Genomic DNA, 26,682 nt, shown 5'->3' with positions numbered 1-26,682 from the left:
AATAGAGAAAAGGACGTAATTAGTTTTGCCGATTCAACAAAAGGCGATATTATTTTATGGTAATGACACGGATGTCCTGATCAATCTTTAAAATATACCGGCCAGCATGTGCCACGCGGTACTGACGATTCATCCCCCAAGAACTCTGATAAAGCATTTTGCCCCGAGAATCGAAAACGGACACCATGGCATTAAAATCAGGGGTCGTAATTTGAAGGTCACGTCCAACAACTTGGACATTGTGCAGTCCTATGTTTTTGACGCCCGACAAAACGGTTGTACCTTTACCCGTTGAATCAAGAGGCACCGCAAGACTCAACAAATCTTCCGAACACATATACTCCGCAAGAGACGCAATAATGGGCAAGCCTTTGTCAGCACATCTGGACCAAATTTTGTTATCCGCGGAAGCGTTTTGATTCAACAAATCCACAAAATTGGAATTTTCCGCTTCGGTCTTCGAAACACCCTTGGTTTCACTTATTGTTGCAAGCGAATCAACGGATGCCACGGTCTTCAACTTATCGCCATCAACCGCATATATTCCACTTAAAGACGACGTATCTTTAACCATCCCCACCAAGGATCCTGCCATATTGTCGGACTGCACGGAAGCCATCGAATAACTGTTTGTAATGCCGGAATTATTCAACATGCCTACAATCCCGCCGGCAGCGGCATTATTTTCAACATTAGGACACGTTGCCTCTACAGTGCCGTAATTCACGACATTTTCGACAAGTCCATCTAAAGAAACGCCAACAATTCCACCGGCTTCCGGGTAGTTAATGACTGGATTTCCGGTATCGTAATCCTTACTCAATTCCGAGCTTGCCTGGGCATTCATCGAACCATAGTTGGCACATTTTGAAACGGAGCCTTGGTAATTAAATCCAGCAATTCCGCCAACGCGAGCCTCGGCGTTCCGAGTTGACATTTCTGTTTTCGTATCCACATGGATGTTCCCGACATTGACACATTCCATGATTTTTCCGCCTGCATTATACCCGACAATACCGCCAATAGTTCCAGCTACACGAATGGACTTTGCTCCACTGCCGGACATAGCCGCATAATTAACGCAATTCGAAACTGTCCCGCCATTTTTCCCGACAATACCACCAACATAATAGCCTGTATATTCGCCTGTATGCGTTATAACTACTTTATTCGTTGAATGAGAAACAGTTCCCCGCGCATTCTGCCCCACAAGACCGCCAGCAAAACTCGTACGTTTTGCATTCATGTGGCCCGAAACAAAGCTGCTATCTACCGTTCCATTTAGCAAATACGCAACAATACCTCCCCCACAAGGCGCAATTTCATTGGAAAAGTCACTATTCATATCGATATTCTTGAGGTTCAGATTCTTTATAACGCCCTGACCGCCAACAATTCCAAAAAGGCCAAACATGCCATGATTCGAGACAGAGCCTTCGCTTTTAAGGCCATATATGGCATGGTGATTTCCATCAAACACTCCCTTAAACACGATGCTGTCTGAGGCTCCAATTGCAGTCCAAACTGTAGAGCCAACGCTTGCAGAATCCTTGCCCATGAAGATATCGTTTTCGAGGACTGCATTTATGGAATCATTGCCAGCCTCAATTTGAGCCTTGAACCAGGCCAGTTCTTCGGGACTTGTAATAGACCAATAAGTTTTTCCGCCAACCTCTCGCGAGGAAGACGGTTGAGACGCATCACCCGACCATTCTGCAAAACAAAAAGCAGAAAGGATATACAGAATGCCAATAATTCTATTCACTTCACTCATATCAACGTCTCACTATAATTTTTCAACAAAATATAAAATTTCAAAAATGATGACCAAATATAAAATTAAGAGACGGTTTACGCCGTCCCTTTTAAAAATATCCGCGAGGAGATTGTTAGAAATGCCCGCGTGGTAGCTTTGTTAACGAATCTTGACTTGCAAAACGCTATTCTTGCATTTGGCGATGTAATTACCTTGTCGGAGGCCACGCAACTGCATTTGGGCCTGCCCGGCGGACACGTTATTCGTGGAGCGGACAAGGTTTCCGTTCATGTCGAACAGCATAATGTTGCCAGAGCCGTAAAGCGTGTTACCGTCGCGACGGAATTTCACCGGTCCCTTAACAAGAACAGTCGGCAATGCCGAGCCATCGCAATATTCCACTAAACCAACCTTACAAAGTTCTTCTGGAGGCCAGCCGCATTCCGGCATCAAAGCATCGCAATTTTTCGTTACAGAGCTGCTTGACTGAGAGGTTGTACTGGAACTAGAAACAGGTGCATCGCCGCCGTTAATAAAATCTTCGACGTGGGTCACGCCCTTGTTCTCGTAATTGCCGAGGCCATAAACACCGCGCATGGCGTTGATAACGTCAACTTCAAGCACCTTGCCCACTGGCGAGCTTTGACGGCGAATATAAGCCATGTTATCGTAGCCGGAATTGCTCTCGTTGCCCATGTCCCAGAGAATCGGGGTGAGCCCGTACTGCTTGGCCGCCGAAACGACATCTTTGTGCCACTGCACGCGGCCTTGCTTATGCAGATTCAGGTCTGAACCGTTCAATTCCGGAGAGCGGACGTTTGCGCCGAATTCGCCAACAATGACCGGGTAGCCCTTATCGACATAGTTCGTTTTCATCTTGGCAAACTGTTCCTGCGGATGCACGATACTCCCGAGCTTAGAATCGACAGAACCCGCCCATGCGTTGTAACCAGCATTACGTTTAGTTTCGCCCGCCTTAGTGTAATCGCCATAATAGTACTGCGGCTGAATCATTTCACCACCTGGAGCACCCCAATCCTGAGGACTCGTCATGAGCGTGTACTGGTACGGATCGTAATAGTGCACTTCGAACATCAAACGACCTTCAACCTTGTCCTTCGGGAAAGTGCTTACCGGAGCACTTGCAACGGACTTGTCGATGTCGGTGTTGAGGCCCTGAATAATCAAGGAGCGAGTTTCGTTGTTGCCTCCTGTAGAACGCACCGCATCAATGAACGTTTGGTAGTAATGCATGAGCGTAGAAACATGCTGCGAGGTCCAAGAGTTCACATTCGGGCCGGGTTCGTTGGCGCCAGCGAAAAGCAAACGTTCGTTATAATCCTTAAACTTATTCGCAATCTGCGTCCAGTAAGTTTTCATTTTCTTGTCGATGGTATTATCGACGTTCGTGCCAATGTTGCTCTGGAACCAACCGCCTTCACCTTCATGGTGGATGTTCAAAATCGTGTAAAGCCCCGCACGCATGGCATAATCAACGACCGTTTTCACAGAATCGAGCCATGTTTCTGTGATGACTCCACCGGGAGCGTGGCTGTCCCAAGCGCAAGGAATACGAACCGTGTTGAAGCCCGCCGCCTTCACGGAGTCAAGCAAAGCCTGAGTCGGGTAAGGGTTGCCCCACAAAGTCGGGTTGTTCGGCACTTCCATCGAGTTACCGATATTGAAACCCATGCCCATCTTGGCTTGAACTTCTTTTGCTGTTGGAAGCGTGGCAGCGGAAACAGAGCAAGCAAGTGCCGCTACACCACAGGTGATTGCGAAAATTTTTGACCAAACCATAACATCTCCTTGAGAAACCCTTTTTTAGAATATAATCAAAAGATTTTCAAAAAGGCGATGTCACAAAAAAGGATGAATTGACAAAAAAGAACGGGGTTAAAGGCGACCCCGGAACAGAGTCCGGGGTGACAACGCAAAAAAGGATGGCCGAAGCCATCCTCTTTTAAAATGCGTAAGGCGATTCCGGCACGGAGGCCGGAATGACAGTCCAAGCAAGAATTACTTTTTCAAGAACTCGTTGATACCAGCTGCAGCGCGGCGCCCTTCGCCCATGGCGAGGATCACGGTTGCAGCGCCGAGCACGATGTCGCCACCTGCATAGACCTTTTCCATGAAAGTCTTGTTGGCGGTTGCATCTTCGAGAAGGATGTGACCCTTCTTGTCCACGGAGAGTTCCGGAGTGGTGTTGCTGATAAGCGGGTTGGAACCGTTACCGATAGCAACGAGCACGGTGTCGCATTCGATTTCGAAGCTTACACCTTCGACCTTGACCGGACGCGGACGGCCCTTTTCATCGGGTTCGCCGAGTTCGTACTTGTCGACGAGCATGCCACGGACGTGACCGGCTTCGTCGCCAAGAATCTTGGCCGGGTTCTGCAAGATGCAGAATTCGACACCTTCTTCCTGAGCATGGAGAACTTCTTCCTTACGGGCCGGAAGTTCGTTCATGCTACGACGGTAAATGATGCGGACCTTTTCTGCACCGAGGCGGAGAGCCATACGGGCAGCGTCCATAGCGACGTTACCACCACCGAGAACGACCACGTTCTTACCGGGCCACATCGGGGTATCGGCATGTTCCTTGTCGTAGGCGCGCATGAGGTTTGCACGGGTGAGGTATTCGTTAGCAGCGAACACGCCGACGAGGTTTTCGCCTTCGATGTTCATGAACAACGGAAGACCGGCACCGGTACCGACGAACACAGCGTCAAAGCCATCCTTTTCGATGAGGTCCTTGAGCTTGCGGGTACGGCCAATCACAAAGTTCGTTTCGAACTTCACGCCCATAGCGGCGAGAGATTCAATTTCCTTATCGACAATCTTCTTCGGAAGACGGAATTCAGGAATACCATAGCGGACCACGCCACCGAGCTTGTGGAAAGCTTCGAAGATGGTCACGTCGTGGCCTTCGCGGCGGACGTCAGCAGCGACAACCAAGCCGGCAGGACCAGAACCGATCACAGCCACCTTCTTGCCCGTTGCAGGCTTAACAGCCGGAACGGAAGCGCCACCGTTGTTGCGTTCGTAGTCGGCAGCAAAGCGTTCCAAGCGACCGATTGCGACAGCCTGGTTCACATCCTTGTGCATCTTGCCCATCGTGCAGTTCATCTGGCACTGGCGTTCCTGCGGGCAAACGCGGCCGCAGATTGCCGGGAGCAAGCTCGTTTCCTTAATCTTTGCGATAGCGGCCTTGAAGTCGCCTTCGGCAATCTTTGCGATGAATGCCGGAATGTCGATGTGCACGGGGCAGCTTTCGACGCAGAACGGCTTCTTACAAGCGAGGCAGCGGTTTGCTTCGACGATAGCCTGAGCTTCGGTATAACCCTGAGCCACTTCTTCCATCACGCGTGCGCGGTAGCTCGGTTCGAGCTGCGGCATCGGCTGAGCCGGGATAGCTGTCTTGTCCTTCGGCTTGAGCGGCTGCGGAAGAGCCTTAATCTTTTCAAGTTCCACCTTGGCGGCGGCGTCCAACTGTTCGCGAGTCATATGTTCAGACATTATTTGCTCTCCTTAGCCTTGGCATCGGCCATCTTATCAATGTTGCACTTGTGGCCGTCATTTGCACCGAAGCGGTGCATGGCTTCCTGTTCCTGGGGCTTGAAAGCGCCCATACGCTGGAGCATGTTGTTCCAGTCGACTTCGTGGCCGTCGAATTCCGGACCATCGACGCAGACGAACTTCGTCTTGCCACCGATAGTGACGCGGCAACCACCGCACATGCCAGTACCATCGACCATGATGCTGTTGAGGCTAACGACAGTCTTCACGCCATACGGCTTGGTGGTGAGGGCGCAGAACTTCATCATGATCGGAGGACCGATAGCGATGACCATGTCCGGCTTGCCCTTGGTGTCTTCGCAAAGTTCCTTAAGCGGTTCAGTCACGAGACCCTTGCGGCCATAAGAACCGTCGTCGGTCATGAAAATGATGTTGTCGGCGAGAGCCGTCATTTCTTCCTTCATGAGGAAGAGGCTTTCGTTACGGGCACCCATGATGATAGTCACCTTGTTGCCAGCAGCCTTGAGGGCCTGGACAATCGGGTGCATCGGGGCAATACCGACACCACCGCAAACGCAGACCACGTGACCAAAGTTGTCGATATGGGTCGGAGAACCGAGCGGGCCAACCAAGACCGGGATATCGTCACCGACTTCGAACTTGGAAAGTTCGGTCGTCGTCTTGCCAACCGTCTGGAAAATGAGGGTGATAGAACCTTCTTCAGTATCGGCATCGGCAATAGTGAGCGGAACGCGTTCACCGTTGTCCTTGTTCGTCTGGAGGATGATAAATTGTCCTGCCTTACGTTCTTGCGCGATCAGCGGGGCGTGGACGCGGAATTGGAATACCGCGGGAGATAACTGTTTTTTAAAGAGAATCTTTGCCATAATGCGTGGCAATATAGAAATTTTTTTTGACCACTGATAGTATAAATGTATGTAAAGAGCTCTTTATTGCATGTCATTCCGAGCTAATAAATTGACTGGATCTTTCCCCCTACAGGGTCAAGATGACGACGAAGGCAGGGTCAAGATGACGATGTTACCACAAAAAGTAAACGAGACAGCCAAGTATTGTTATAGGTTTTATCAATAATAATGTATATTTCAACAATAAAGGAGTCATTTGAAACAATGAGAGTATCCACAAAAGGGCGTTACGCGATCCGTGTCCTTATCGACATGGCAAAAAACGGAGAAACGGATTTTCACCCGTTGCACGAACTAGCGACACACCAAGGATTGTCCGAAAAATATCTCGAAGCCATTCTCGGAACTCTCGTCAAGAACAACATTCTCGATGGCGCACGCGGCAAGGGCGGCGGCTACAAACTCACGAAACCGGCATCAGAACTCACTGTCTGGGAAATCCTGAATGCCATCGAAACTGCGATGACTCCCGTAGAATGCGTCGATAACGACAAGAACGGCTGCGACCGAGCGGACATTTGCCCGACACTCCCAATGTGGAAAGACTTTGCCAAAATCATCAAGGATTACTTCTCAGGGATCACCATCAAGCAGTTAGTCAGCAAAGCCCCCCCAAAAAACTCTTAGTGACCAAGTCAATCTTTTACACAGCGAACTGAACAAGACATTCCTATTTCCCGGATAGACAATTTCGCACCGTCAGATTTGTCAAACTCTATATAATAAGCATAGTTGTCATCGTACTGCGTAGAAGTCCAAAAGCAGGCAGTGCGACCCAACAGGCGAAAACCTCCCGTAACCTCCATGTAACCGGCTGGCAACACCGAAAAGCCGTAAGTATCACTACCATTGCCATCATCATTCCAGCCATCTTTCGATTTAAGCATTTTACCCGCCATCGTTTGTCCGCCAGCTTTGCCAATCATCCATCGAAATTCATCCTTATCCGGCAAGTGCCAACCTTCCGGGCAATCTGTTTTAGCACCTCTCCACGTATAGAGGCCACCGTACTTTGAACAAAGGCTATCATTATTGCTGTAACAAGAATAATATTCAGATTCGTATTTGAAATTCTCCGCCATCCACACCTGATTGTTAATCACCACAGTCTTATAAGTTTGACCGTCGCGTGAATCAGTCATGGAACCAATCGTTACACTCGAAGAACTCGACTTCACTGAAGAAGATGATTTCACTGAAGAAGACGATTCGGTCGAAGGAGCAACCGAATTGTCATCATCACCGCAAGCAGCAAGCATCAAAGCAATTGCAGAAAACCAAAAGAAACGATTCATATAACCCTCCTCTTTTTGGGTTTAAAGATAACAAAACCTCACAAGTCCCTCCGCTACACCAAATTTATCGCAATTTAATATAACCGTTCAGCCAATCGGTATGGTCGCAATTATTGGGGCCGTTCGGGTCTGTCATGAGTTCCAGTTTTGACGCTCCCTGCAAAGGAATATTTGCAAATTCCACATTGCCTCGTCCTCGTAAAATGGAGCTTCGCCACACATGCTTTCCATCAACCTTAATAATAAATATCGCACTTCCTTCGTCATAACATTCAGCATCGATTCCCGCTCTTACAAACAACGAATCGGCATTTTCTGGAAGTTCCATGACAATATCAGATTCAGCATGAGCGCCAATACCATATCTATAGATTCTATTTCCGGCAGTCAATTCATGGTCATCTACAGACTTATTTTTCTTCGGGACTTTATAACTTTGTTCTGACTTTATCCATTTCAAATCCGTCAAGAGGACAATGTTGTCGCCTGTAGGCACAAGAACGGGGCGACTTCGGTAAGCAAGTAACCCGCCTTCAATCAAGACAATTGCAGAAAGCAATGCATAAGGCATCCAAGAAGGGAATACCACATTTTTCAAGCAAGAAACTATTTTATTCGCAACTTTAGGAGTTGCAATGACAAAAATCGAAAATACAAGTGCAACACACCCCATCACAGAAACGATCACCCATACATCAGGGCCACGGAACGAATTGATGAGGTTCACGTTCAACGCGGCCACAATCGTAATAAGCAAGCTCGGGATTCCTCCGCGACGCATATCCCACATAATCCAGCAAAGAGCCATAGGAACGGCGTACAACAAATAGCGTTCATGCATTCCCGGCAACAACACGAAAAACGCAAGACCGTTTAACGAACAAAGTGCAAACGCCGTTCGAACGTTTTTGCATAGAATAGATTTCACCAAAGCAAAAACAGAGATGATAACAAAGAGGATTTTTCCAAGGACAATCGGCTTCAGCAAAAAGCCGAGACCATCCGCACTCACGCCCCAGATAGGAACGTTGTCCGGAGCGACATTTCCGGCCAGCAGAATCCAAATATTGGCGGCATTATATGTTGCATACGCATACTGGCTCATCGTCATCACGTAAGCCCTGTTTAACATCGGCAATAAATTTCCGCCAACGATAAACGGCAAGAACACGAGGGCAGCCCCAACGACGGCAAGCGGGAGGCCTTTCCAAGAAGTTCTCCAATTGCGGATAAAGAGGCCGCCAAAGATGGGCAAGAACGCAATCATCTGAAACTTCGACAAAAGCGCAAGCACATACAACATAGACGCAAGGTATATATAACGCGGACGACTAATGCAATAAATCGCAAGAGAGGCAATCACAACCGGGAACAAGTCCACTTGCCCCCAAACAGGGCCATCCAACAGCAACGCCGGATTCAAGGCAATAAAGGCCAACAGCAAGTGTTTTTTCCACTGCGGGTAATTGAACTTTTCTGCAATGCGGCAAAGCCAATCCACAAGAAACAAATGCGAGAAAAATATCGGCCAAAGGCAAATAAATTTCAAAAAGAACGTTTTACCGACAGCGACACCGAACAGCGAATGCACTTTGGCGACGACCCAAAGCCACAAAACATAAAGCGGCGGATAGTTTCCGTCAAAGCCGCCAAAGCCTCTATCCATCAATTGCTGGACCCAGCCCGCCCAATAGCCTTGGTCGCCGTCGTAAGAAATTGCCGCGGTACAAATAACATTTGCAAGCAAGCAAATCACGCCCCAAAAGATGAACAATTTCAAGTTATTTCGGTACTTGTACATAAACATGCTATAGACTCATCAGTAAAATGGAACTGCAAACGGCAAAAATCAAAACGGCACTCCAGCCGCAAACTTTAAGTTTTCGTGACGCGCCATAGCCGCAAAAGCCCATGCCCACCCACGGCAAGCAACTCAAAAGTACGGGCACAATGTAGCGGAAATCGTTGCTGCAAGAGAACGGGTATTTCAAGCGGAGCGTAATCATCGCTGCAAAGAAAAGGAACGCCTGGGCCGCAATCACCACCTGGACTTTATCCCAGCGGGATTTCCAGAGTCCGCGAAGGCCGAAGCAAAGTAAAGCGATAAAGCAAATGTTTATAATGGAAGCAAGCCAAAGCCCCTTGGGCGTTGTCAACAACTTAAATTCACCGAACAGCGAAGTTTTTGCAAGGTAATTCCAGAAGAACTGGCGGCCAAGCTCATCGTGCCACGGATCTGTATAAGGTTGCGTCATGAAAGTTTTCAAGTCAAAGAACAAGAAGTTTCCGGGAGCATTGCGGATAAGTACTGTACTATCATTACCGCTTGCATTTCCGACGACTGCATGCGACAACGCAACACACGCTACAGCAATGGCCGACGCAACAAAGAGCCCTGCGCCAACACGTTCCGAGCGGCTCCAGGTACGCGGATTTCTGCAAAGCATAAGCAACGCCGTAAGTCCCAAGACGCCAAACGTCACGACAGCAGTCGATTTCGTCCAATAAGCGATAAACGACGCTACTACAGCAACAATAAAATACTTCCCGTAATTCGTGCGGATGTACTTGAGGCAGCCCCACAACGCGACCGCATGCATCGCATAAAAGAGAATGTCGTTCCCTAGCCGCGGAGACGCTAAAACAAAGCTCGGCCAAACGCTCCACAAGAGAGATGCGGCGAGAAGCGGCCCTCCACTCAATACATTTTTAAGGCACGCAAGTCCAAAGCCGAGTGCAACAAGCGAGATAAGGAAATCAAACCACTTGACAGCATTCTGCGGCGAGCAATTCATGAGGTTCGACATTTTCCACACACCGGCACTCATAACAAAATAAACCGGCGGATGGTAACAAGTCCAGCATTCATCCGATGCGGGAATGCGATTTTGCTCAGCGATGATTTTCATGTAATGCACATGGCCGCCCACATCGTGACCACGCTGGTCATAGAACGTTTCGCTAGTGTAGCCCACACGCAAAAGAAGCCCTATGAAGAAAACGAGAAGCAAGCTGCGTTTTAGTTTAAGACGGGCTCCAATCGAAAAAATCAAAGCTCCAAGCAGCAAGAAGAACATCACCGAGAAAAAGCCTAGCCAAGAACCGCCACCATTGATAACCGCAGTAAGGCCACCAAGGCCGCCACCATTCCTAAGCGACATCTTAATATGCAAATCCGAAACATCCTTGCCCAGATTCTTTACGATTTCTGCTTTGTTTAAAATAAAGCCCTGGTTCCAGCTACAATAACCGGGGTAACGCTCAAACGGGAATTTTACGTCATTGACAACAAGGTTTGTAACGCAATCATCTGGATGAATATCCAAATAAAAATCACTTGCAAAGCCAGCGGAAACATCCATTTCTACAGAAAAAATTTCTCCCGTTTCCATCGGGACGCTTACCGGCAGAGATGTCGCCGAATCCGTCCCTTGCCTATGCAAGACAACATTTTTGATTTCTGGACTAAACGCATACGAGAGGATGACAAAAAGAGCCATCCCCAAAATTAAAGGGAGTTCCCGCTTGACGAATTTACGCATTACTTTTTACCTTCGTGGTATTCCTCTTCGCTATTCACGTTCCAAAGCGCGGTTTTGTCGCTGCTACCGTCGCGGATGCACTTGACGACTTCCATCGCGGCGAGCATGCTGTGGTCCATGTTGTTGTACTTGTGCATGCCATTGCGGCCCATGAGGAACAAGTTTTCAATCGGATCGAGGTAGCCACGAACTTTGTCAAATTCGCCGTAAGTGCCGAAGTAAGCCGGATAAGCCTTTTTGATGTGGAACACCACGGAATCGCGAACAGACTCAGGCCTTGCCACGTCAATCTTGTCAAGTTCTTCGATGGCAAACTTGATGAAATCAGCGTCGGGCATGCTCCACATATCATCGCCTTCCGTCGCAAAGTATTCAAGGCCAATCCATACTTTTTCAGGATCAGACACAAGATACGGGCTCCAGTTGTTGAATATCTGAATGCGGCCAAGTTTCACGTCGGATTCCTGCACGTAAATCCAGTTGTCGGCCACAAACTTGAGCTTGCTTTCGGGCGTGCCCGGTTTTGCCGGATTCTTGATTTCAAGTTTATCCAAAAGCAGCCCCACAGTAATGAAATCGCGATAGACAAGACCGTCAGAAACGCGGCGCACTTCGGCGGGTACAGGAGTTCTATCGTTGTCCATTGCGGAGACAAGTTCTTTGACCGGCATTGTCGAAAGGAAGTAATCGCAAGGGAACGTTTCGCGTACAACGACACCTTCCGCAGAACGCTTCTCGACAACGACGCTCAAGACGCGGCTTCCGGACTCATCGCGGTTCACACCTACAACCTTTGCGTTCATGCGGATTTGGCCGCCCATTTCTTGCACTTTTTCAGCAACCGTTTCCCACAGCTGGCCGGGGCCGAATTTCGGGTAAAGGAACTGACCGATAAGACTAGTCTCCGTATCCTTCTGGCGGATATCTGTATTCGCCGAAGATCCATCGGCTCCATCTGCAGCCTTTTTCTTGCCAGCAAAAAATTGCTTCACCGCATGAATCACGGTCTTCGTAATCGAAAGGCCTTTGATACGCTGACCACCCCAGTCGGGGCTAATCTTGCTGCACGGCACGCCCCACACCTTCTCGGTGTAGTCGCGGAAGAACGTGCGGTAAAGTTCCACGCCAAAACGGTTGATCATGAAATCTTCAAGACTATTCTCTTTGCGGGCCGGGAGCAACTGAACCTTGAGATAGCTAAACCCAATCTTCATCATGCGTAAAAGACCCAAGTTGCGAATCGTATCGCCATTCAAAGCGATCGGGTAATCAAACAACTTACGCAAAAAGAGAATTCGCGAAAGGCGGCTGCGGCAAAGCATCACATAATCCGTCTTCTCAGGATCAGGACCGCCCTCCGTAAGCGGTACGGAACGCCCAATCGCGATATCGTCCTTGCTCGCTACACCTTGGAGCGGCAAAATCCCTTGCCACCAATCCATTACAGTATCGCTCTTACTAAAGAAACGGTGGCCGCCAATGTCCATGCGGTTTCCGTTGTAACGAGCAGTCCGCGAGATACCGCCAATCACATCTTCCGCTTCAAAAATAACAGGCTTCACATCTGTCGTACGCAAAAGTTCAAGTGCAGCAGTAAGACCCGCAGGGCCAGCACCCGCAATCACAGCAACTTTCTTAAAAGCTTTCTCTGTAGTCATTTTATCCTTCCTATCACAAAATTCCTAAGCATTTTTCCGTTCCCGAAAAAGCATCAGCTTTCGAGCTCCAAAATTCCACATCAGTACCAAGGCCGCAGCCACAATCTTCGATACTTTTGCATTCCAGTCGAGATTCCCGACCATCAAATACATGAGCAACTGATTGAGGCCAACGCCAGCAATCCCGACAATGGCAAAAACGCCAAATTCCGCCGTCTTTTTATTTTCAAGAACACGCTTGCATTCTGAAAAAACCCAAACGATACTCATGATGTAATTAATCACAAGCCCCGCCACAAGCCCTACAAGATTCGCCAGCAAATAATGCCACCCAAACTTATCATAACAAAGCACAAATAAACCATAATCTACCGCAAAGGCAAGTCCACCCGTTACCAGGTACCGAACCAGTTGCCCTCTCAGCGAGCCTCGGGGCATTTTCCGCCGAAGCGTTTCAATAAAACTCTCTTTTTGCATGAACGTAATAATAATAAATCTTGACGTTAAAAAACGCTTCACAAGCAAAAACAGGATTATTCTTTCATCGCATACGTTGCATATAACACGTAATGTATTTTATAGCATCCGTTACGTAAACAAATCCAAACAAAAAGGTTCTGCAAGCGATAGATTTTAGTTTATCAGTTTATTTAAGAACAAAGAAGATTTTAGTCATTGGTCGTTGGTCAATAGTCATTGGTTGTTAGTCAATGGTCATTAGTTATTGGTTGTCGGTTGCTGGTTTTATGGCAAAGAATCCAAAATAAAAATTCTATTTTTGCGAAAATAAACATAATCATTCGAATATGAAGCCTAAAAGAATTGAATACATCGATGTCGCCAAGTTCCTAGCCATGATTCTAGTCGTGTTTACGCACGGAGTCAAGGAAAGCAATTTTGTCGCTTTTGCATTCGCCTTCCACTTGCCCGTTTTTTTCATTCTGAACGGAATGACATTAAAAATCGAGAATCAGAAGTTCGGCGAGTTCCTTGTGAAAAAACTCCAGCGGTACATCATTCCGATGTTCGGGCTTGGAATTATTTGCGTTCTCTTCGATTTGTTCATCAAGTGGCTATTCAACAATCCCATTGCAGACCATTTCGTTTTGATTGGGATAGCAAATGTCATCAACCAAGTCCGGCTATTCGCCATCTGGTTTTTGCCGGCTTTGTTCTTTACGGATATTATTCTCTTTGGATTTCACCGGTTAGCAAAGGGCAGGCTCTGGCTTATGGGAGTCTTGTCACTTTTACTTTTGGGTATCGGAATTATTTTCAACCAGTTCCACAATGTCGCTTTAGTTTGGAACTTCGATGCCGCCCTATTCGGAACGATTTTCACTTATATAGGATTCGCATTCCACCATCAAAAACTTTCGGGCATCTACACCTTTCTTACAAAAGTACGGTGGCGAGCAATCCTAATTGGAATCGCCTTGATGGTTGCCACTTACTTTATAAGTCAATACAGTTACGAAGACTCACGTCGCCACTTGGAAATGTTCTCACGCTATTACCTTCCCTATTACCTTACGCTACCCAATGCAGTCATGGGCTCTCTCGGATTTATCCTCATCTGTCGTGGAATCACGAACCCAGTTTTAGCAAAGCCCGTTGAAATAAATTTGACTCTTTTGGCATTCCATCAAGTGCTCGCGTTCCCGCTATTTCGATTCAAAGTATGCCCGGAATGGTGGGCTAAGGTTTATTTATTGCCGGTAAGCGACCTGCAATATATACTTTTCAACGCAACAATGACTTTATTTACAATTGCGCTGATTACACCAATTTATTTTATTATAAAATATTCTCCATTAAGCGGAATCGTAAATCAGCCCTTGGCAGGGATGTATAGACATAATAGTGGTTAGTAAACAGTGATTAGTGGTTAGAGAAGCGCATGGAGAACCGTATCTGCAATAAGTACTGCATGGATCCCCTCCCTGACGGTCGAGGATGACTGAGCTAAGGGCATGGCCGAGCCGAAAGGTTGGGACAAGAGCGAAGCGAGTGTCCAAAGACGAGAGAGTAGTGGCTAGAGAAACGCATGGAGAATCGTATCTGCAATAAGTACTGTATGAGATCTCCTAGCGGAGAATGACAGTTTCTTTCACGCAGTCATCCCGGATTTATTCCGGGATCTCCTTACACGGTTCTTATCGCAGATACAATACTGGCCCCGGCACGGCCGGGGTGACAGCATCAGCGGTGGCGGAGCCGCGATTTTTCACCTAATACCTAACACCTAAACCCTAACGATAGAACGTCTGCAACAGCTTTATCATATCCGCGTGGTCGCTTGCGGCCATCATCTCGCGGATGCTGTGCATGCTGAGCATGGGCTCTCCGATATCGACCGTCGGGATTCCAAGATTTGCAGAAACCGTCGGACCGACCGTCGAGCCGCATGGCATGTCGTTACGCGTAATGAAAACTTGAAGCGGAATTTTCGCTTGTTCACAAAGCAAGCGGAGCTTGGCAGAACTCATCAAGTCGCTCGCATATCGTTTCTGAGCGTTTGTCTTCAGCACTATTCCTTTACCCAAAAGCGGAGCATGATTCGGTTCATGCTTTTCCGTATGGTTCGGATGTTCCGCATGGGCCATGTCAATGGATAGTGCAATGGACTCCGCTAGGTATGAGGTATGGGGTCGCTCGCAGGCTCGCTTTGAGCTATGGGTTATTCTTGCAAAAATTTCATCCAAGACGCTTTTCAAGAAGTTGCCGGCGGCACCTTCGCGAGTTGTAGAACCCACTTCTTCGTTGTTGAAGAAACAAGCGACAAGGCAATCCCTTTCATTCGATTCCGCCGAGGCAATCGCCTCTGCTATCGCATGGCAGCTGCTCAAATTATCGAGCCTTCCCGAATAAACCCATTCATCGTTAATACCGCCTTGATTTGCCGGCTGTGCATCAAAAAGCTGGGCATCAAAATCAACCAGCCGTGCCCCCGCAGGGAGTTCTTTTTCAAGCGCAGCTACAAACAAATTCTTTTCATTTCCTTGTGCGCCACACCACAATGCATTGAAATCTATTTGCGGATTCAGTTTAAGTCCGTCCTGGTTCACATTGCGGTTCAAATGAACAGCCAGCTGCGGAATCCTGAAAAGTTTCTCACCACGGAACAACCTCGTTTTAAGCGTCGCTCCATCCGCACCCTCCACATAAGCAAGCATCCCCGCATAGCCAAGGTCACGGTCCAACCAGCTCGTATAAAGCGGAGAACCATAGACCTCCGTATGGAGCGTGCATACGCCCGCCGAAAAGCAATCTGGGTTCGGCGAAATCTTGAGGGTCGGAAAATCCGTATGCGCAAGAGCGATTCTGAACCGCGAGGACACGTCCCACTTTCGAGGTACGCGGAACGCAATGAGTGAAGCTCCACGAGTTACGAAATAAGCCTTTCCAAACTCAACATCCGACTCAAAATTTGCAAAAGAATTCGCTTCAAAATGTGATTTTAGGCACTCTACCGTGTGATATGGAGTCACTGCGGTATTCAAAAACTCAAAAAAATCCATATTTCCTCAAATTTTTTCAATTTTTTTCTTTTTGACAATATAATCTATTTATATTTCACGCAAACAATGGCATTTCAAAAGATTAAACAGATTAACTGGATGGAAATGTCCGGCCTCCTGGTCGGCGTGTTCAGCACAGTTGCCGTCATGATTTTTTCGTTGGTTCTTTACCATTACCTTTTTGACACGGGCATCATCAAAGCAAAAGAGTATAAACTCTACAGTAACTTTGAAAAGGCTTTGGGTCTTAGACCTGGCACTCGTGTTCAAATTAGCGGCGTGGATGTCGGACAAATAACGGACATGCAAATCAAGCCCGATGGCAACGGCGTCTTTATGGAATTTTCCATCCGGCAGGAATTCCAACCACTGGTTACCGACAGTGCAATCGTCTATGCCATCCGCGACCAGAACATGATTTCGGCCCGCGTCATCAATATTGACATCAAGAAAGGCAAAGGGCGAATATTGGAAGGTGGCGATACCCTTAAAGCCGGCAAGGCTCAAGATATCGAAACCGTTCTTGAAACGACCAACTTACTCCTTGGCCGCGTGAACCACCTCATCGATGCCGCCGACGAACTTTTGGCGATGGCTTTAGACACGGGCACAACCGTTGGCGCGATGTTCGGCTCTCGCAAACTTTACGACAACATAGACAAGCAACTTGGACGGCTCAACGAAATTACATACCTCGGCAAAAACGTACTCATGAAAACTTCGTTCTTGCTAGACACCATGAAAAACGAAGTTCCAACCCTCGTAAGCCGGGCAAACAGTGTAACACTCAACATGGGCAACTTGCTCGAAGACATGAAACCCATCTCAGGACAAATGTCTTCGCTCATCCATTCCATGGATTCCACAGTTGGCAAAGCCGACAATATACTTAACACTTTCGGCGTCGTGACATCTGGTTTGCAAGACTTCATGAACGCGACAGAAAACACAATGCAGAATGCGGATGACCTGATGAACGGCATGTCCAAGATGTGGCCCATCAGAAACAACGTTCCGAAAAATGATTCAGTGCCCTTTGTCGTGGAGACGCTATGGTAATGCGAAACGCTATAAAGATCGCACTCTGCGTTACGCTTAGCGGTGTTTTCACAGCATTTGCGTCGGAATCAGGAACCCTTGCAGCACGTGCTCAAAAATCCTTGAAAGCAGGGAAATTTGCAAGAGCGTATTCGCAACTTGAACGAGCACTGATTGCAAGCCGCAAAGAAGCTGACATCCGTTCTGAGAACCGCATTTTTATAACCATGGGGCAAGTCCGCACCATGAGCCTCGATTTTAACTTTGCCGACTCCCTACTTAATTATGTGAATAGTAGCGAAGCAGATCGAACCACACGTCTCATGCTAGTCAAAGCCAAAATGGGACTCAAGAATGCGACAGAAAAATACAGCGATGCAGTTTCACTTTGCGAAAGCGTTAGCGAAGACGACCTAAAAGAAATCGACGACAACTTGCAAGGAGCTTTTTATTCGGAATGCGCCATAGCCTACGCAGGCACCCACAGCGAAGAAAAAGCAAATAAAGCCCTCAAGATGGTCGATAAGCGTATCGACGACGATACAGGCATTTACTACTGGACGCAGGCCCGCATGGCTGATTTGCAAAACCAAGGCGAAACAGACAAATTTTACCGCAAAGCAGAAGAAAAGTTCATCGAAGCCAATGTTCCCTACATGACAGCCAACATACTTTACCATAGAGCCAAGTATTTAAGCAAGTCCAGCCCTAAAGAAGCGAAAAAATTGTTCGAACGTTGCCAAACAGCATTTGAACTGATGGGACTTCCAAACAACACAAAACGCTGCGAACATTAGACGAAAGAACGGGCTATCGCCCTATAGACGAAAGACGAGAGAAGTCCTTTGCGACGCACTCATTTTAATGTCGTTTACAACAATTTTTCATTTCTAATTCTTAATTTTTTCCACGCTATCCGCAACGGCTTTTACAGCAGTTGTATCAGGAGTGCTAGCCGCAGTAGAATCCATAGAATTTTCGGTTTTCGATTCTTCGACATTAAGCTCTTCAACTTTCTTCATCGCCAAAAGTTCGCGGAACACAACAGCGGGATGAATTCGGCCTTCTACCATTCCATCAACAAGAGCTTTAACTTTCAGATAATTTTCGTCCGTTTCGGGATCAACGAAACCGTTATACCCCAAAAGCCTAAGAATTTTCTTGTAAAAACTTGTTCGGAATTTTTTGAACCGCGGTTGCATCACATCATTCAAAATCGTTTCCAAAGCAGTTTCCGTCTGCATGGAGTCGAGTTCAAAACTGCGATAAATCGTGCGGATGTGATCAGGAATTGTCGTATCCGGGCTATCGAAATACTTACGCATCACATTTGCCGCTTCCGTCCTGTTCGGATACGGACCGCGAGCAAGCCGCAACGCAAAATAAAGCGAAAGGCGCCAGTTCTCAGGATAAACACGAGATGCACGACGTAGCACCGAGAAGTCCGAAGTATCAGGAGCGTTAACAGGAGTCACGCCACCGACAAAGTAATATGGTGTATAGAACAGAGAATCCAAGCTCGTGGAAAGCTCCGCCACGTGACCAAGGTAAGCGTATTCCTTACCCGTGAGGTAGCTTTCACCCAGTTCCGTCAACCCCTTGATCCAAAAGAGTCCCGCCACCGACGCATCATGCCCAGCAGCCATATAACGAACAGAAGAAGCCTTCGGCAAGAAGGACTCGTCAAAGTTTGTACCCGGCAACGGCTTTGCGTAATGGAACGCAAGCGCGATGATAGCAATAGCAGTTATAATAGCAGCAAGGAAACGCATGGGGGTAGTCGGAAGTAGGAAGTTATTGTTAGACGAAAGAACGCTCACAAGTTCGCTTTAGACGAAAGACGAGAGAGAAAGTATCGCGGCTTCGCCGCCTATCTAAAATAATTCTTTCGTCTCTAGTCTGTAGGCTCGAAGAGCCGTTCTCTCGTCTAAAATGCGCATGCCTCCGCGAGTTTTTCGAGTGCATCGACACAATCGTTTGCATAGTTCGCCGGCGTATCGTTGCGTTGCCATGCAAAGTTGAGTCCGCTGCTCGAATTGAGCACGTGGAACTTGCGTTTGCCGCCACCGTTTTCGATAGCCTTGAGAACCGTCTTGGCATCGCCGCCCTGGCCACCCGGCACACCCGGGATGGACACGCCCGGAATGAGGAACGGGATTTCATACTTGATTTCTTGCGACAGGTAACGCGTGATGTTTTCAAGTTCGCCCGGATTCGTGGCACCGACAACAGCGCCGAGATAGCCCTTGCCAGCATCCCATTCCACAATCTTGTCAGCAACGGAATAGAACGCTTCAGCGGCATCGCGAATCTTCAAATCCTGAAAATCGTGAGCGCCCTTATTGCTAGTACGCAAAAGCACATAGGCACCGTTTTCGCTGTTTTCGCGAATGAACGGCCCGACGGAATCAGTACCCATCCACGGAGAAACAGTCACGGCATCGGCACGGTAAATATCGTAGGCTGCATTAGCATAGGCGGTACTGGACTTGCCAATGTCACCACGCTTTGCATCCAAGATAACAGGAATGCCTGCACTTCTATAATCGGCAATGAGCTGCTGCAAAACAAGCATGGACTGGATGCTCACGCATTCGTAATAAGCACTGTTCGGCTTCACGACGGCGGGCTGCACGTTACGTTTCAAGCAGCATTCCAAAATATCGGAATAAAAACGCTTGATGCGATCTTCGGGAGTCCCTTCGAGCGGAATAAGCTTGAGCACGGGATCCATGCCCATGCAAACCGGATTCCCGCACTTTGCAATGCGCTGTTCAAGGCGATTATAAAAGCACGTCATTACTTTAATTCCTCCTGAATCTGAGCTGCTTCGTAAGAGAGAATGCCGTGAGCAACAGCCACGTTCAGCGATTCGAGTTCGCTGCTCATCGGAATCTTCACCGTTTCGTCTGCAAGTTCAATGAAGTACGGGTTCGTACCAGCACCTTCGTTACCTACGAGGAATGCCATCTTGCGGAGCTTGTGAGCCGGAATTTCGCGGAGAGACTGCTTTGCATGCAAATCCGTCGCGATGATGGTGTAGCCTTTGCTGCGAAGGAAGTTGATCTGATCGACGAGATCTACGTCGAATTCAAACGGAACGCGAAGGAACGTGCCCGACGAACCGCGAACAACCTTCGGGTTGAACGGGCTTACCGTGCCGCGACCGAGAATCATGTCGTTAGAACCAAAACCAAGGCTCGTGCGGAAAAGCGTTCCGAGATTGCCCGGATCCTGCACGGCATCCACAAGCGTAAGCACGCTGCGGCTCGTTTCATAGACAGGCTTCTTGCTTGCGATGTTGCAGTAAGCAATAATGCCCTGTGTCGTAATCGTCGAAGAAAGACGCTTCATCTGTTCTTCGGTGAGTACATGCAACGTAATTTCGGCATCGTTGATGGCATCGATAAGCGGTGCGTTTTCAAAGCCTTCGACAGCATAAATCGAGATGACAATTTCGCGGTGGTGCTTCACGAGTTCTTCGACCACGTGCACGCCTTCGCCAAGGAACTTGCCTTCGCGTTCACGGCCCTTTTCGGTCGTGCAAGCGATGAGGCGCTTGAACCACGGCGGTGTAGAAGCGGCGTCATCAACCGTTTCGATTTGTGCGGCACGTGCTTCGAGTGCGGCTTCGTCCAAATTCTCGTCAACAGCCTCTTTCTGTTCAGGGCGTTGGCGATAGACAGGAGCGTTTGCGGAACCTTCACGGCGGTTGCGGTTGAACGGCTTGTCGCCAAAGCGGCTTGGACGGCGGTCACGATTGAACGGACGGTCGCCACCACGGCGTTCCTCGCGGTTGAACGAACGGCCTTCGCGATTGTCATCGCGATCGAAACGACGTTCGCCACGGTCTCCACGGTCAAAACGACGCTCGCCGCGGTCGCGGTCAAAACGACGGTCACCACGATCGCCACGGAACGAGGGCTTATCACCAAAGGAACCGCGGTCATCGTCACGACGAGGGCGGCGTTCAGGAGCTTCGCTCACTCCGAATTTACGATCAAGCGTCATTCTTACAGTACGCTTCGGCTTGTTTTCTTCTTCACTCATAGTTTTTCCATCAACTGTTTGGCGACGGATTCCCCGTCAATTTCTAAGATCTTGTAGAGAGCGTGGATATCTCCCTGTTCAACGAATCTGTCCGGAAGACCAAACCGGTACAGTTTCTTGTCCGTATAACCGAAGTCGGACAAAAGCTCCGCAATGGCCGAACCATAGCCACCCACAAGCGTGTTATCTTCCAACGTCACAATAACATTGTGGTTTTCAAACAACGAACGGTAGCATTCCTGGTCAAGCGGCTTTATAAAACGGGCATCCACGAGCGTCGGGTTGTATCCGTTTTCACGAAGCACGGAGGCTGTCTTCTTGAGTTCATTTGTCATGAAACCAGCACCCAAAAGCAGGATACCGGAACCCTTCTCAAGAATCTTGGGTTTCTTAGAATCAAACGGCCCTTCCGAAGGCTTGAGTTCTGCGGCAAGCGCTGTGCCTCTCGGATAACGAATGGCCACAACGCCTTCCATATCAATGGAAGCAGTCAACATGTCTCGCAATTCATTTTCATTAGACGGAGCCATGAGGGTCAGTCCGGGGACTGTCCGCAAGAACGACAAATCGAAAGCGCCATGATGCGTAGGCCCGTCAGCGCCGACAAGGCCGGCACGGTCAAGCACAAGCACCACATGCAAATTCTGCAAAGCAATGTCGTGAATAATTTGGTCGTAAGCACGCTGCATGAACGACGAATAAATCGCGACCACAGGAACTATGCCATCGCAGGCCATACCGGCAGCAAACGTCACCGCATGTTCTTCGGCAATACCCACGTCAATCACGCGGTCCGGCAGATCCTTCATCACAATATCAAGGCCGCAACCCGTAGGCATAGCAGCCGTGATTCCCATGATGCGCTTGTCCTTCTTTGCAAGTTCCAGGAGCGTATTGCCAAACACGCTCGTCAAAGACGGATTCGGATTACCTGGAGAAAGCGGGAGTCCGCTTTCAGGGTCGAACGCGCCGCAACCATGATACTTTGTCGGGTTCTTTTCGGCAGCAGAAAAACCGCGCCCCTTTTCGGTCAACACATGCACGAGACACGGACCTTGCTGATGCTTGACACGTTCAAGAATCATCACAAGTTCGTTGATGTCGTGACCGTCAATCGGGCCGAAATAACGGATGCCCAAATCTTCAAAGAAGCGTCCCGGCTTCACGGCATTCTTCGCCGCATTCTCGACCTGCAAGAACAGATCGCGGAAACGGGAACCCAAAATGCCCGGCAAACGCGTCATCACGCGGTCCAAGTCCGTACGCATCTTGTTGTAAACCGGATCCGAAATCACTCGGTTCAAATACTTGCTGAACCCGCCGACGTTAGGCGCGATGCTCATCCTGTTATCGTTCAGGATGATGGTCATGTTCTGCTTGGAGGCACCCACATTGTTGAGCGCTTCATACGCCATACCGCCCGTCATGGAACCATCGCCAATGACAGCAACCACGTTGTTGTTACGGTTAAAACGGTCACGCGCAACAGCAAAGCCAAGAGCCGCCGAAATCGAAGTCGTGGCATGCCCAGCCCCAAAGCAATCATAGACGCTTTCGTTCCTCTTCAAAAATCCGGAAATGCCGCCCTGCTGACGAAGGGTCTCGAACCTGTCGTAACGCCCGGTCAATAGCTTGTGTACATACGCCTGGTGTCCTACGTCCCAGACTATCTTGTCATCCGGCGCGTTATACACATAGTGAAGCGCAAGTGTAAGTTCAACAACGCCAAGGCTTGATGCCAAGTGACCGCCATGTTTGGCCACCTGCCCAATAATGGTCTCGCGAATCTGCGAAGCCAAATGGTACAACTCCTCCACGGAGCAATGCTTCAAGTCCTGAGGCGACTTTACGTCTTTCAGTTCCATTATTTCACTCGGGTAATGATGTATGCCGCAATAGAACGGAGAATCGAGGTATCACACTTCAGGCCATCCAAAGCCTTGATGGATTCCTCGTAAAGTTCCCTAGCACGTTCCCTAGACTTTTCCAGCCCAACGATGGACGGATAAGTCGCCTTGCCCTTTTCGACATCGGAACCGGCATCCTTGCCCAGTTCTTCGGTCGTAGAGACAATATCCAAAATATCATCCACAATCTGGAAGGCAAGTCCGATGGAGCGGCCGTAGTTGCGGATGATTTCCATATCCTTTTCGCTCGCATCAGCAAGCATCGCACCCACGAGGAGCGAAGCTTCAATGAGAGCCGCTGTCTTGTGGTAATGAATGTAATCGACAATTTCGAGATCGACCGTTTTGCCTTCGCATTCGATGTCGGTCATTTCGCCACCGATCATGCCGTAAGTGCCGAGCAGGTGCGCGAGGACTTCGATAGCCTTTGCATTTCCGGTCTTGCCCATCATCTCGAAAGCGTGGATGCAGAGGGCGTCGCCCGCCATCACGGCGGTAGATTCGCCAAATTTTTTGTGGCTCGTGAGCTTGCCACGGCGGTAGTCGTCGTTATCGACGCACGGGAGGTCGTCGTGAATAAGGCTGAACGTGTGGAGCATTTCGAGAGCGCTCGTCGCAAGCCAAATCTTATCCCCTTTGCCGCCGAACATGTCGAACGCCGCTTTGGCAAGTCCAGGACGCAGACGCTTGCCGCCTGCAAACATGGAATAACGCATAGCCTCGTGCAAACGGCACGGACGGTCCTTTACCGGGGGGAGATGTTCATCAAACTTCGCCTCGGCATCTTTTGCGATGCGGGCGAGATATTCCTGAGCAATTTTTGCTTCTGATTCAATAGACTGCATGCCTACAAAGATACTTAATTCGAGGCGTACTTAAAAGGTGTATTTTTTAGAAATACACGCCATAAAGCGTTATATCGTCTAGATAGAATTCCGTTCCGTTGCGGACGAAGAAGTGCAGCTGGCGCACATCATCCTTGAGCGTATTCCAGGCGATATAGCAGTTGCTCACATCCTGCGCGGTATAGCACAAGTCGTCGTACTTCACGACATAGCGCGTCCATTTCTGAGCATTCAAGTCCTTCCATTCCGAGGCCGCCTTGAGCGAAAGCCCGGCAACTTCTGATTCCTTATCCCAGTTTTCGAGCGACACTCGGATCTGGCCAGAACCCTTCGCATAAAACGAAATGGAGTCGAGCGAAGAGAGATTCCAGGCCTCGTCGCGGAGCATCATGCCGGTCAAGACCCAGGCGTAAATATTATTTGTCCCCACCAAGTTGTACTTTCCGTGGAACACCTTGGACTTGCGTTCGTTATCCGTTTCAAACGACTTGGAGAAAATTCTGGAGCCGACAGAATCCATGCTAAAATACCAATTCGCGGTATCCTTAACATTTTCAAAATTCTGCATAACGACATAAGGATAATCGAAATCAGCCGTTCCCTTCGAGAGTTCTACATCCTTTGTTACATACAACTTTTTCTTTTGACTTACAACGTAAATTTCAAGAGAATCGGCGGACGGGAGCATCGGGAGCGAGAAGGTTCCATCCGCATTCGTCTTCGTCATCACATCAAGGCCATACACGCCCACCCACGCATACTTGTCGCCTGCATGGAGCGTCACACGGCTCATGTAATTTGAAGTTTCCGTAAGCTTGACCGTATCGAGTTTCGCAATCTGCTTTTCCGAAAGCACCTTGGAATAAGCCATGCCCGAATGCAAAACCGTCACGCGGTAATTGCCACTCTTCAAAGAATCAATTGCGAACATGCCGTCCTTGTCGGCATATACATCCGTTTCAACGACTACGTTGTTCACACGCAGTGAATCGATGCGGGCATCGGACTTGCGGATCGCAAGGGAGGCAAACGGAACGGCCTTGCCGTCGGCAACGGCAACGAACTTGATTTTGTTCTTAAGCGTATCCGGCTGCAAGTCTATTTCTTCAGTTTCGTTCGGTTCGAGTTTTATAGACAAGCTATCATAAACATGCTCATTGTCATCACGCAAGAAATAGAGCTGTAACGAATCGTTCGACGGCAACTGCGAAAGCTGGAAGCGACCCATCGAATCAGAACGCACCAACACGTCCATACCGCGCACGCCGACCCAAACAAATTCACATTTTTTCGGAATTTCAGCAACACCGCCAAGGTTTGCCGTCGGTTCCAAGTTGATAGAGCCAATACTCGTATCGCCCTTGGTCGTGTAAAGCCCGGTGTAAGCAGAACCACCGTGAACAATCGTCAAGCGGTACTCACCCTCCGGCGCCTCGAACGCAAAGTTTCCAAGCGAATCCGCATAGAAGTCCGCATTGACAAGTTCATGGGTCGCACTATCTACAGACGACGTAAAGTCTGCGCTTCTAACGGCTATTCTAGCATAAGACGCCACACGGCCTTCGCCAACGTAGGCAATGCCGTTCGTCGTCTCGCTGCCGGGACCGCCGGCAACAGGCTCGGAACAATTCCAGAGCAAAAAAGCTGATAATATGCAGGCTAGCCGTTTCATTTTGACTTCTCCTGCAACTTCTTGGTAAATGCAAGCGGGAACAGCTGCACGTTCAGCTGGAACACCGTATCGTCGCCCGTGCCGTCCTGCGACAAGCGAAGCAAGTCCGCACGAAACTCCTTGACTTTTTCGCGGAGCAGTTGGATATCGTTCATGTTGAACGTCATGGTCACGGTGCTAATATCGCGGAGAGGCGGCGCATGGCGTTCAAGCGATTCACCCGCCAGGCGAATCGTCTCCTTCTGGAATGTCCGAACAGCCTCGGACCTCCAGTTACCACCAGTACTCACAAACGTATCGTTCACTTTCCAGAACCCGTCCTTCCCCTCAGAAATCATGTTCAGGTCGTGCAGGAGCTTGATGGCATCCTTAGCCTGTTCCACCGTGATGGGTGGAGTACAGCACTCGGCAAGACCTTCATAATCATCTTTAAAATTACAAATACCAATTACGGAACGAATAGCGTTATAGTACCAATGGCGATAAAATTCAAGTTCTTTTTTAGCAAGACGCTTCAAAGGAATACCCTTGAGAGCCTGCATCTTTTCATAATGGTTTAAAGCTTCCTGGTCGCTCTTGGCGCGACCGAAATAGACGAGTTCCGTCCAGTAGGCGGCTTCCTTTTCGTCGAGCTCGAAGAACTCGGCCATGGGCTTGATGAAGTTTACTGCATGGTGAATTTTACCTTGGGAAATGCGCAGGAGGTTTCCAGGATCTGCACCGAGCTTCATCGCCATGTATCGCCAGGATATAACGGTCTTACGCTTTTTGAAATCTTCAAAAGCATCCCTAATCCATTCGCGATAATCGGTGTATTCAAAAATCGGTTTCACAGAAATTCCTCAAGTTCGCCGAATCCTTTCACTATCTAAATGATACTTCCCAATCCTCATCCAACTAGACAGTGCGGGCGGTTTGAACCATATATAAAGATATCTTTATATAGCTCA

21 protein-coding genes are annotated in these 26,682 nt (G+C 48.6%); 4 read left to right on the top strand and 17 right to left on the bottom strand.

The genetic code is table 11. The features are described 5' to 3' along the window. Nucleotides 1-49: 49 nt before the first annotated feature. The 4 genes from IKG78_RS14580 to IKG78_RS14565 form a co-directional block, all read right to left on the bottom strand. A complete protein-coding gene (locus IKG78_RS14580) occupies nucleotides 50-1,774 on the bottom strand; it encodes a hypothetical protein (RefSeq protein WP_290944784.1) in 1,725 nt (574 codons plus the stop codon). Nucleotides 1,775-1,915: 141 nt separating this feature from the next. Next, the gene (locus IKG78_RS14575; RefSeq protein WP_290944783.1) at nucleotides 1,916-3,556 is read right to left on the bottom strand and encodes a glycoside hydrolase family 5 protein; all 1,641 of its coding nucleotides are present in this window, start codon (nucleotides 3,554-3,556) and stop codon (nucleotides 1,916-1,918) included. A 219-nt stretch (nucleotides 3,557-3,775) separates the two neighbouring features. Further along, complete coding sequence (gene gltA, locus IKG78_RS14570; protein WP_290944781.1) at nucleotides 3,776-5,275, bottom strand: NADPH-dependent glutamate synthase; 1,500 nt, start codon at nucleotides 5,273-5,275, stop codon at nucleotides 3,776-3,778. After that, entirely contained in the window at nucleotides 5,275-6,162 is an 888-nt protein-coding gene (locus tag IKG78_RS14565) for a sulfide/dihydroorotate dehydrogenase-like FAD/NAD-binding protein (RefSeq protein WP_290944780.1), read from the bottom strand. Before IKG78_RS14565 ends, gltA begins: the two co-directional genes overlap by 1 nt. Nucleotides 6,163-6,408: 246 nt before the next feature. On the opposite strand from IKG78_RS14565, the gene IKG78_RS14560 reads away from it, so the two are divergent. Then, nucleotides 6,409-6,831: an Rrf2 family transcriptional regulator gene (locus IKG78_RS14560; RefSeq protein ID WP_290944779.1), complete on the top strand. Its 423-nt coding sequence runs from the start codon at nucleotides 6,409-6,411 to the stop codon at nucleotides 6,829-6,831. An 8-nt stretch (nucleotides 6,832-6,839) separates the two neighbouring features. Here IKG78_RS14560 and IKG78_RS14555 read toward each other — a convergent pair whose 3' ends face one another. The 5 genes from IKG78_RS14555 to IKG78_RS14535 form a co-directional block, all read right to left on the bottom strand. Beyond that, on the bottom strand, nucleotides 6,840-7,499 hold the full coding sequence (locus IKG78_RS14555; protein WP_290944778.1) for a fibrobacter succinogenes major paralogous domain-containing protein: 660 nt from the start codon (nucleotides 7,497-7,499) through the stop codon (nucleotides 6,840-6,842). A gap of 64 nt (nucleotides 7,500-7,563) precedes the next feature. Then, nucleotides 7,564-9,306, bottom strand: a complete 1,743-nt coding sequence (locus IKG78_RS14550) for an NPCBM/NEW2 domain-containing protein (RefSeq protein WP_290944777.1) — start codon at nucleotides 9,304-9,306, stop codon at nucleotides 7,564-7,566. A 1-nt stretch (nucleotide 9,307) separates the two neighbouring features. Beyond that, a complete protein-coding gene (locus IKG78_RS14545) occupies nucleotides 9,308-11,041 on the bottom strand; it encodes a glycosyltransferase family 39 protein (protein ID WP_290944776.1) in 1,734 nt (577 codons plus the stop codon). Next, nucleotides 11,041-12,699, bottom strand: a complete 1,659-nt coding sequence (locus tag IKG78_RS14540) for an NAD(P)/FAD-dependent oxidoreductase (protein WP_290944775.1) — start codon at nucleotides 12,697-12,699, stop codon at nucleotides 11,041-11,043. The genes IKG78_RS14545 and IKG78_RS14540 overlap by 1 nt, the downstream gene beginning before the upstream one ends. A 24-nt stretch (nucleotides 12,700-12,723) precedes the next feature. Next, nucleotides 12,724-13,137 carry a GtrA family protein gene (locus IKG78_RS14535; RefSeq protein WP_290944881.1) on the bottom strand — a complete coding sequence of 138 codons (414 nt, stop codon included), beginning with the start codon at nucleotides 13,135-13,137 and terminating at the stop codon, nucleotides 12,724-12,726. Nucleotides 13,138-13,505: 368 nt separating this feature from the next. On the opposite strand from IKG78_RS14535, the gene IKG78_RS14530 reads away from it, so the two are divergent. Further along, nucleotides 13,506-14,570, top strand: coding sequence for an acyltransferase family protein (locus IKG78_RS14530; protein ID WP_290944773.1), 1,065 nt, complete (start codon nucleotides 13,506-13,508; stop codon nucleotides 14,568-14,570). Nucleotides 14,571-14,951: 381 nt separating this feature from the next. On the opposite strand, the gene IKG78_RS14525 is transcribed toward IKG78_RS14530, so the two are convergent. Continuing rightward, a complete protein-coding gene (locus tag IKG78_RS14525; protein WP_290944771.1) occupies nucleotides 14,952-16,220 on the bottom strand; it encodes a M18 family aminopeptidase in 1,269 nt (422 codons plus the stop codon). Nucleotides 16,221-16,286: 66 nt separating this feature from the next. Here IKG78_RS14525 and IKG78_RS14520 point away from each other — a divergent pair, with 66 nt between their 5' ends. Together IKG78_RS14520 and IKG78_RS14515 are read left to right on the top strand one after the other, a co-directional pair. Continuing rightward, nucleotides 16,287-17,279: an MlaD family protein gene (locus tag IKG78_RS14520; protein WP_290944769.1), complete on the top strand. Its 993-nt coding sequence runs from the start codon at nucleotides 16,287-16,289 to the stop codon at nucleotides 17,277-17,279. Continuing rightward, complete coding sequence (locus IKG78_RS14515; RefSeq protein WP_290944768.1) at nucleotides 17,273-18,055, top strand: hypothetical protein; 783 nt, start codon at nucleotides 17,273-17,275, stop codon at nucleotides 18,053-18,055. The genes IKG78_RS14520 and IKG78_RS14515 overlap by 7 nt, the downstream gene beginning before the upstream one ends. Nucleotides 18,056-18,148: 93 nt before the next feature. Here IKG78_RS14515 and IKG78_RS14510 read toward each other — a convergent pair whose 3' ends face one another. From IKG78_RS14510 to IKG78_RS14480, 7 genes are all read right to left on the bottom strand, one after another. Beyond that, a complete protein-coding gene (locus IKG78_RS14510) occupies nucleotides 18,149-19,030 on the bottom strand; it encodes a hypothetical protein (RefSeq protein WP_290944766.1) in 882 nt (293 codons plus the stop codon). Between the two features lie 155 nt (nucleotides 19,031-19,185). After that, on the bottom strand, nucleotides 19,186-20,058 hold the full coding sequence (gene pyrF, locus IKG78_RS14505; RefSeq protein WP_290944764.1) for an orotidine-5'-phosphate decarboxylase: 873 nt from the start codon (nucleotides 20,056-20,058) through the stop codon (nucleotides 19,186-19,188). Beyond that, entirely contained in the window at nucleotides 20,058-21,308 is a 1,251-nt protein-coding gene (locus IKG78_RS14500; protein WP_290944762.1) for a TrmH family RNA methyltransferase, read from the bottom strand. The genes pyrF and IKG78_RS14500 overlap by 1 nt, the downstream gene beginning before the upstream one ends. Continuing rightward, entirely contained in the window at nucleotides 21,305-23,173 is a 1,869-nt protein-coding gene (gene dxs, locus IKG78_RS14495) for a 1-deoxy-D-xylulose-5-phosphate synthase (RefSeq protein ID WP_290944760.1), read from the bottom strand. Before dxs ends, IKG78_RS14500 begins: the two co-directional genes overlap by 4 nt. Next, nucleotides 23,173-24,060 carry a polyprenyl synthetase family protein gene (locus IKG78_RS14490; RefSeq protein WP_290944757.1) on the bottom strand — a complete coding sequence of 296 codons (888 nt, stop codon included), beginning with the start codon at nucleotides 24,058-24,060 and terminating at the stop codon, nucleotides 23,173-23,175. Before IKG78_RS14490 ends, dxs begins: the two co-directional genes overlap by 1 nt. Nucleotides 24,061-24,106: 46 nt before the next feature. Beyond that, nucleotides 24,107-25,732: a carboxypeptidase-like regulatory domain-containing protein gene (locus IKG78_RS14485; protein ID WP_290944755.1), complete on the bottom strand. Its 1,626-nt coding sequence runs from the start codon at nucleotides 25,730-25,732 to the stop codon at nucleotides 24,107-24,109. After that, complete coding sequence (locus tag IKG78_RS14480; protein WP_290944753.1) at nucleotides 25,729-26,565, bottom strand: TIGR02147 family protein; 837 nt, start codon at nucleotides 26,563-26,565, stop codon at nucleotides 25,729-25,731. The genes IKG78_RS14485 and IKG78_RS14480 overlap by 4 nt, the downstream gene beginning before the upstream one ends. Nucleotides 26,566-26,682: the final 117 nt, after the last annotated feature.

Source organism: Fibrobacter sp., from assembly GCF_017545445.1.
Lineage (GTDB): Bacteria > Fibrobacterota > Fibrobacteria > Fibrobacterales > Fibrobacteraceae > Fibrobacter.
Note: the sequence above shows the minus strand (reverse complement) of the source record. Positions and strands in the feature narration are given on the sequence as shown.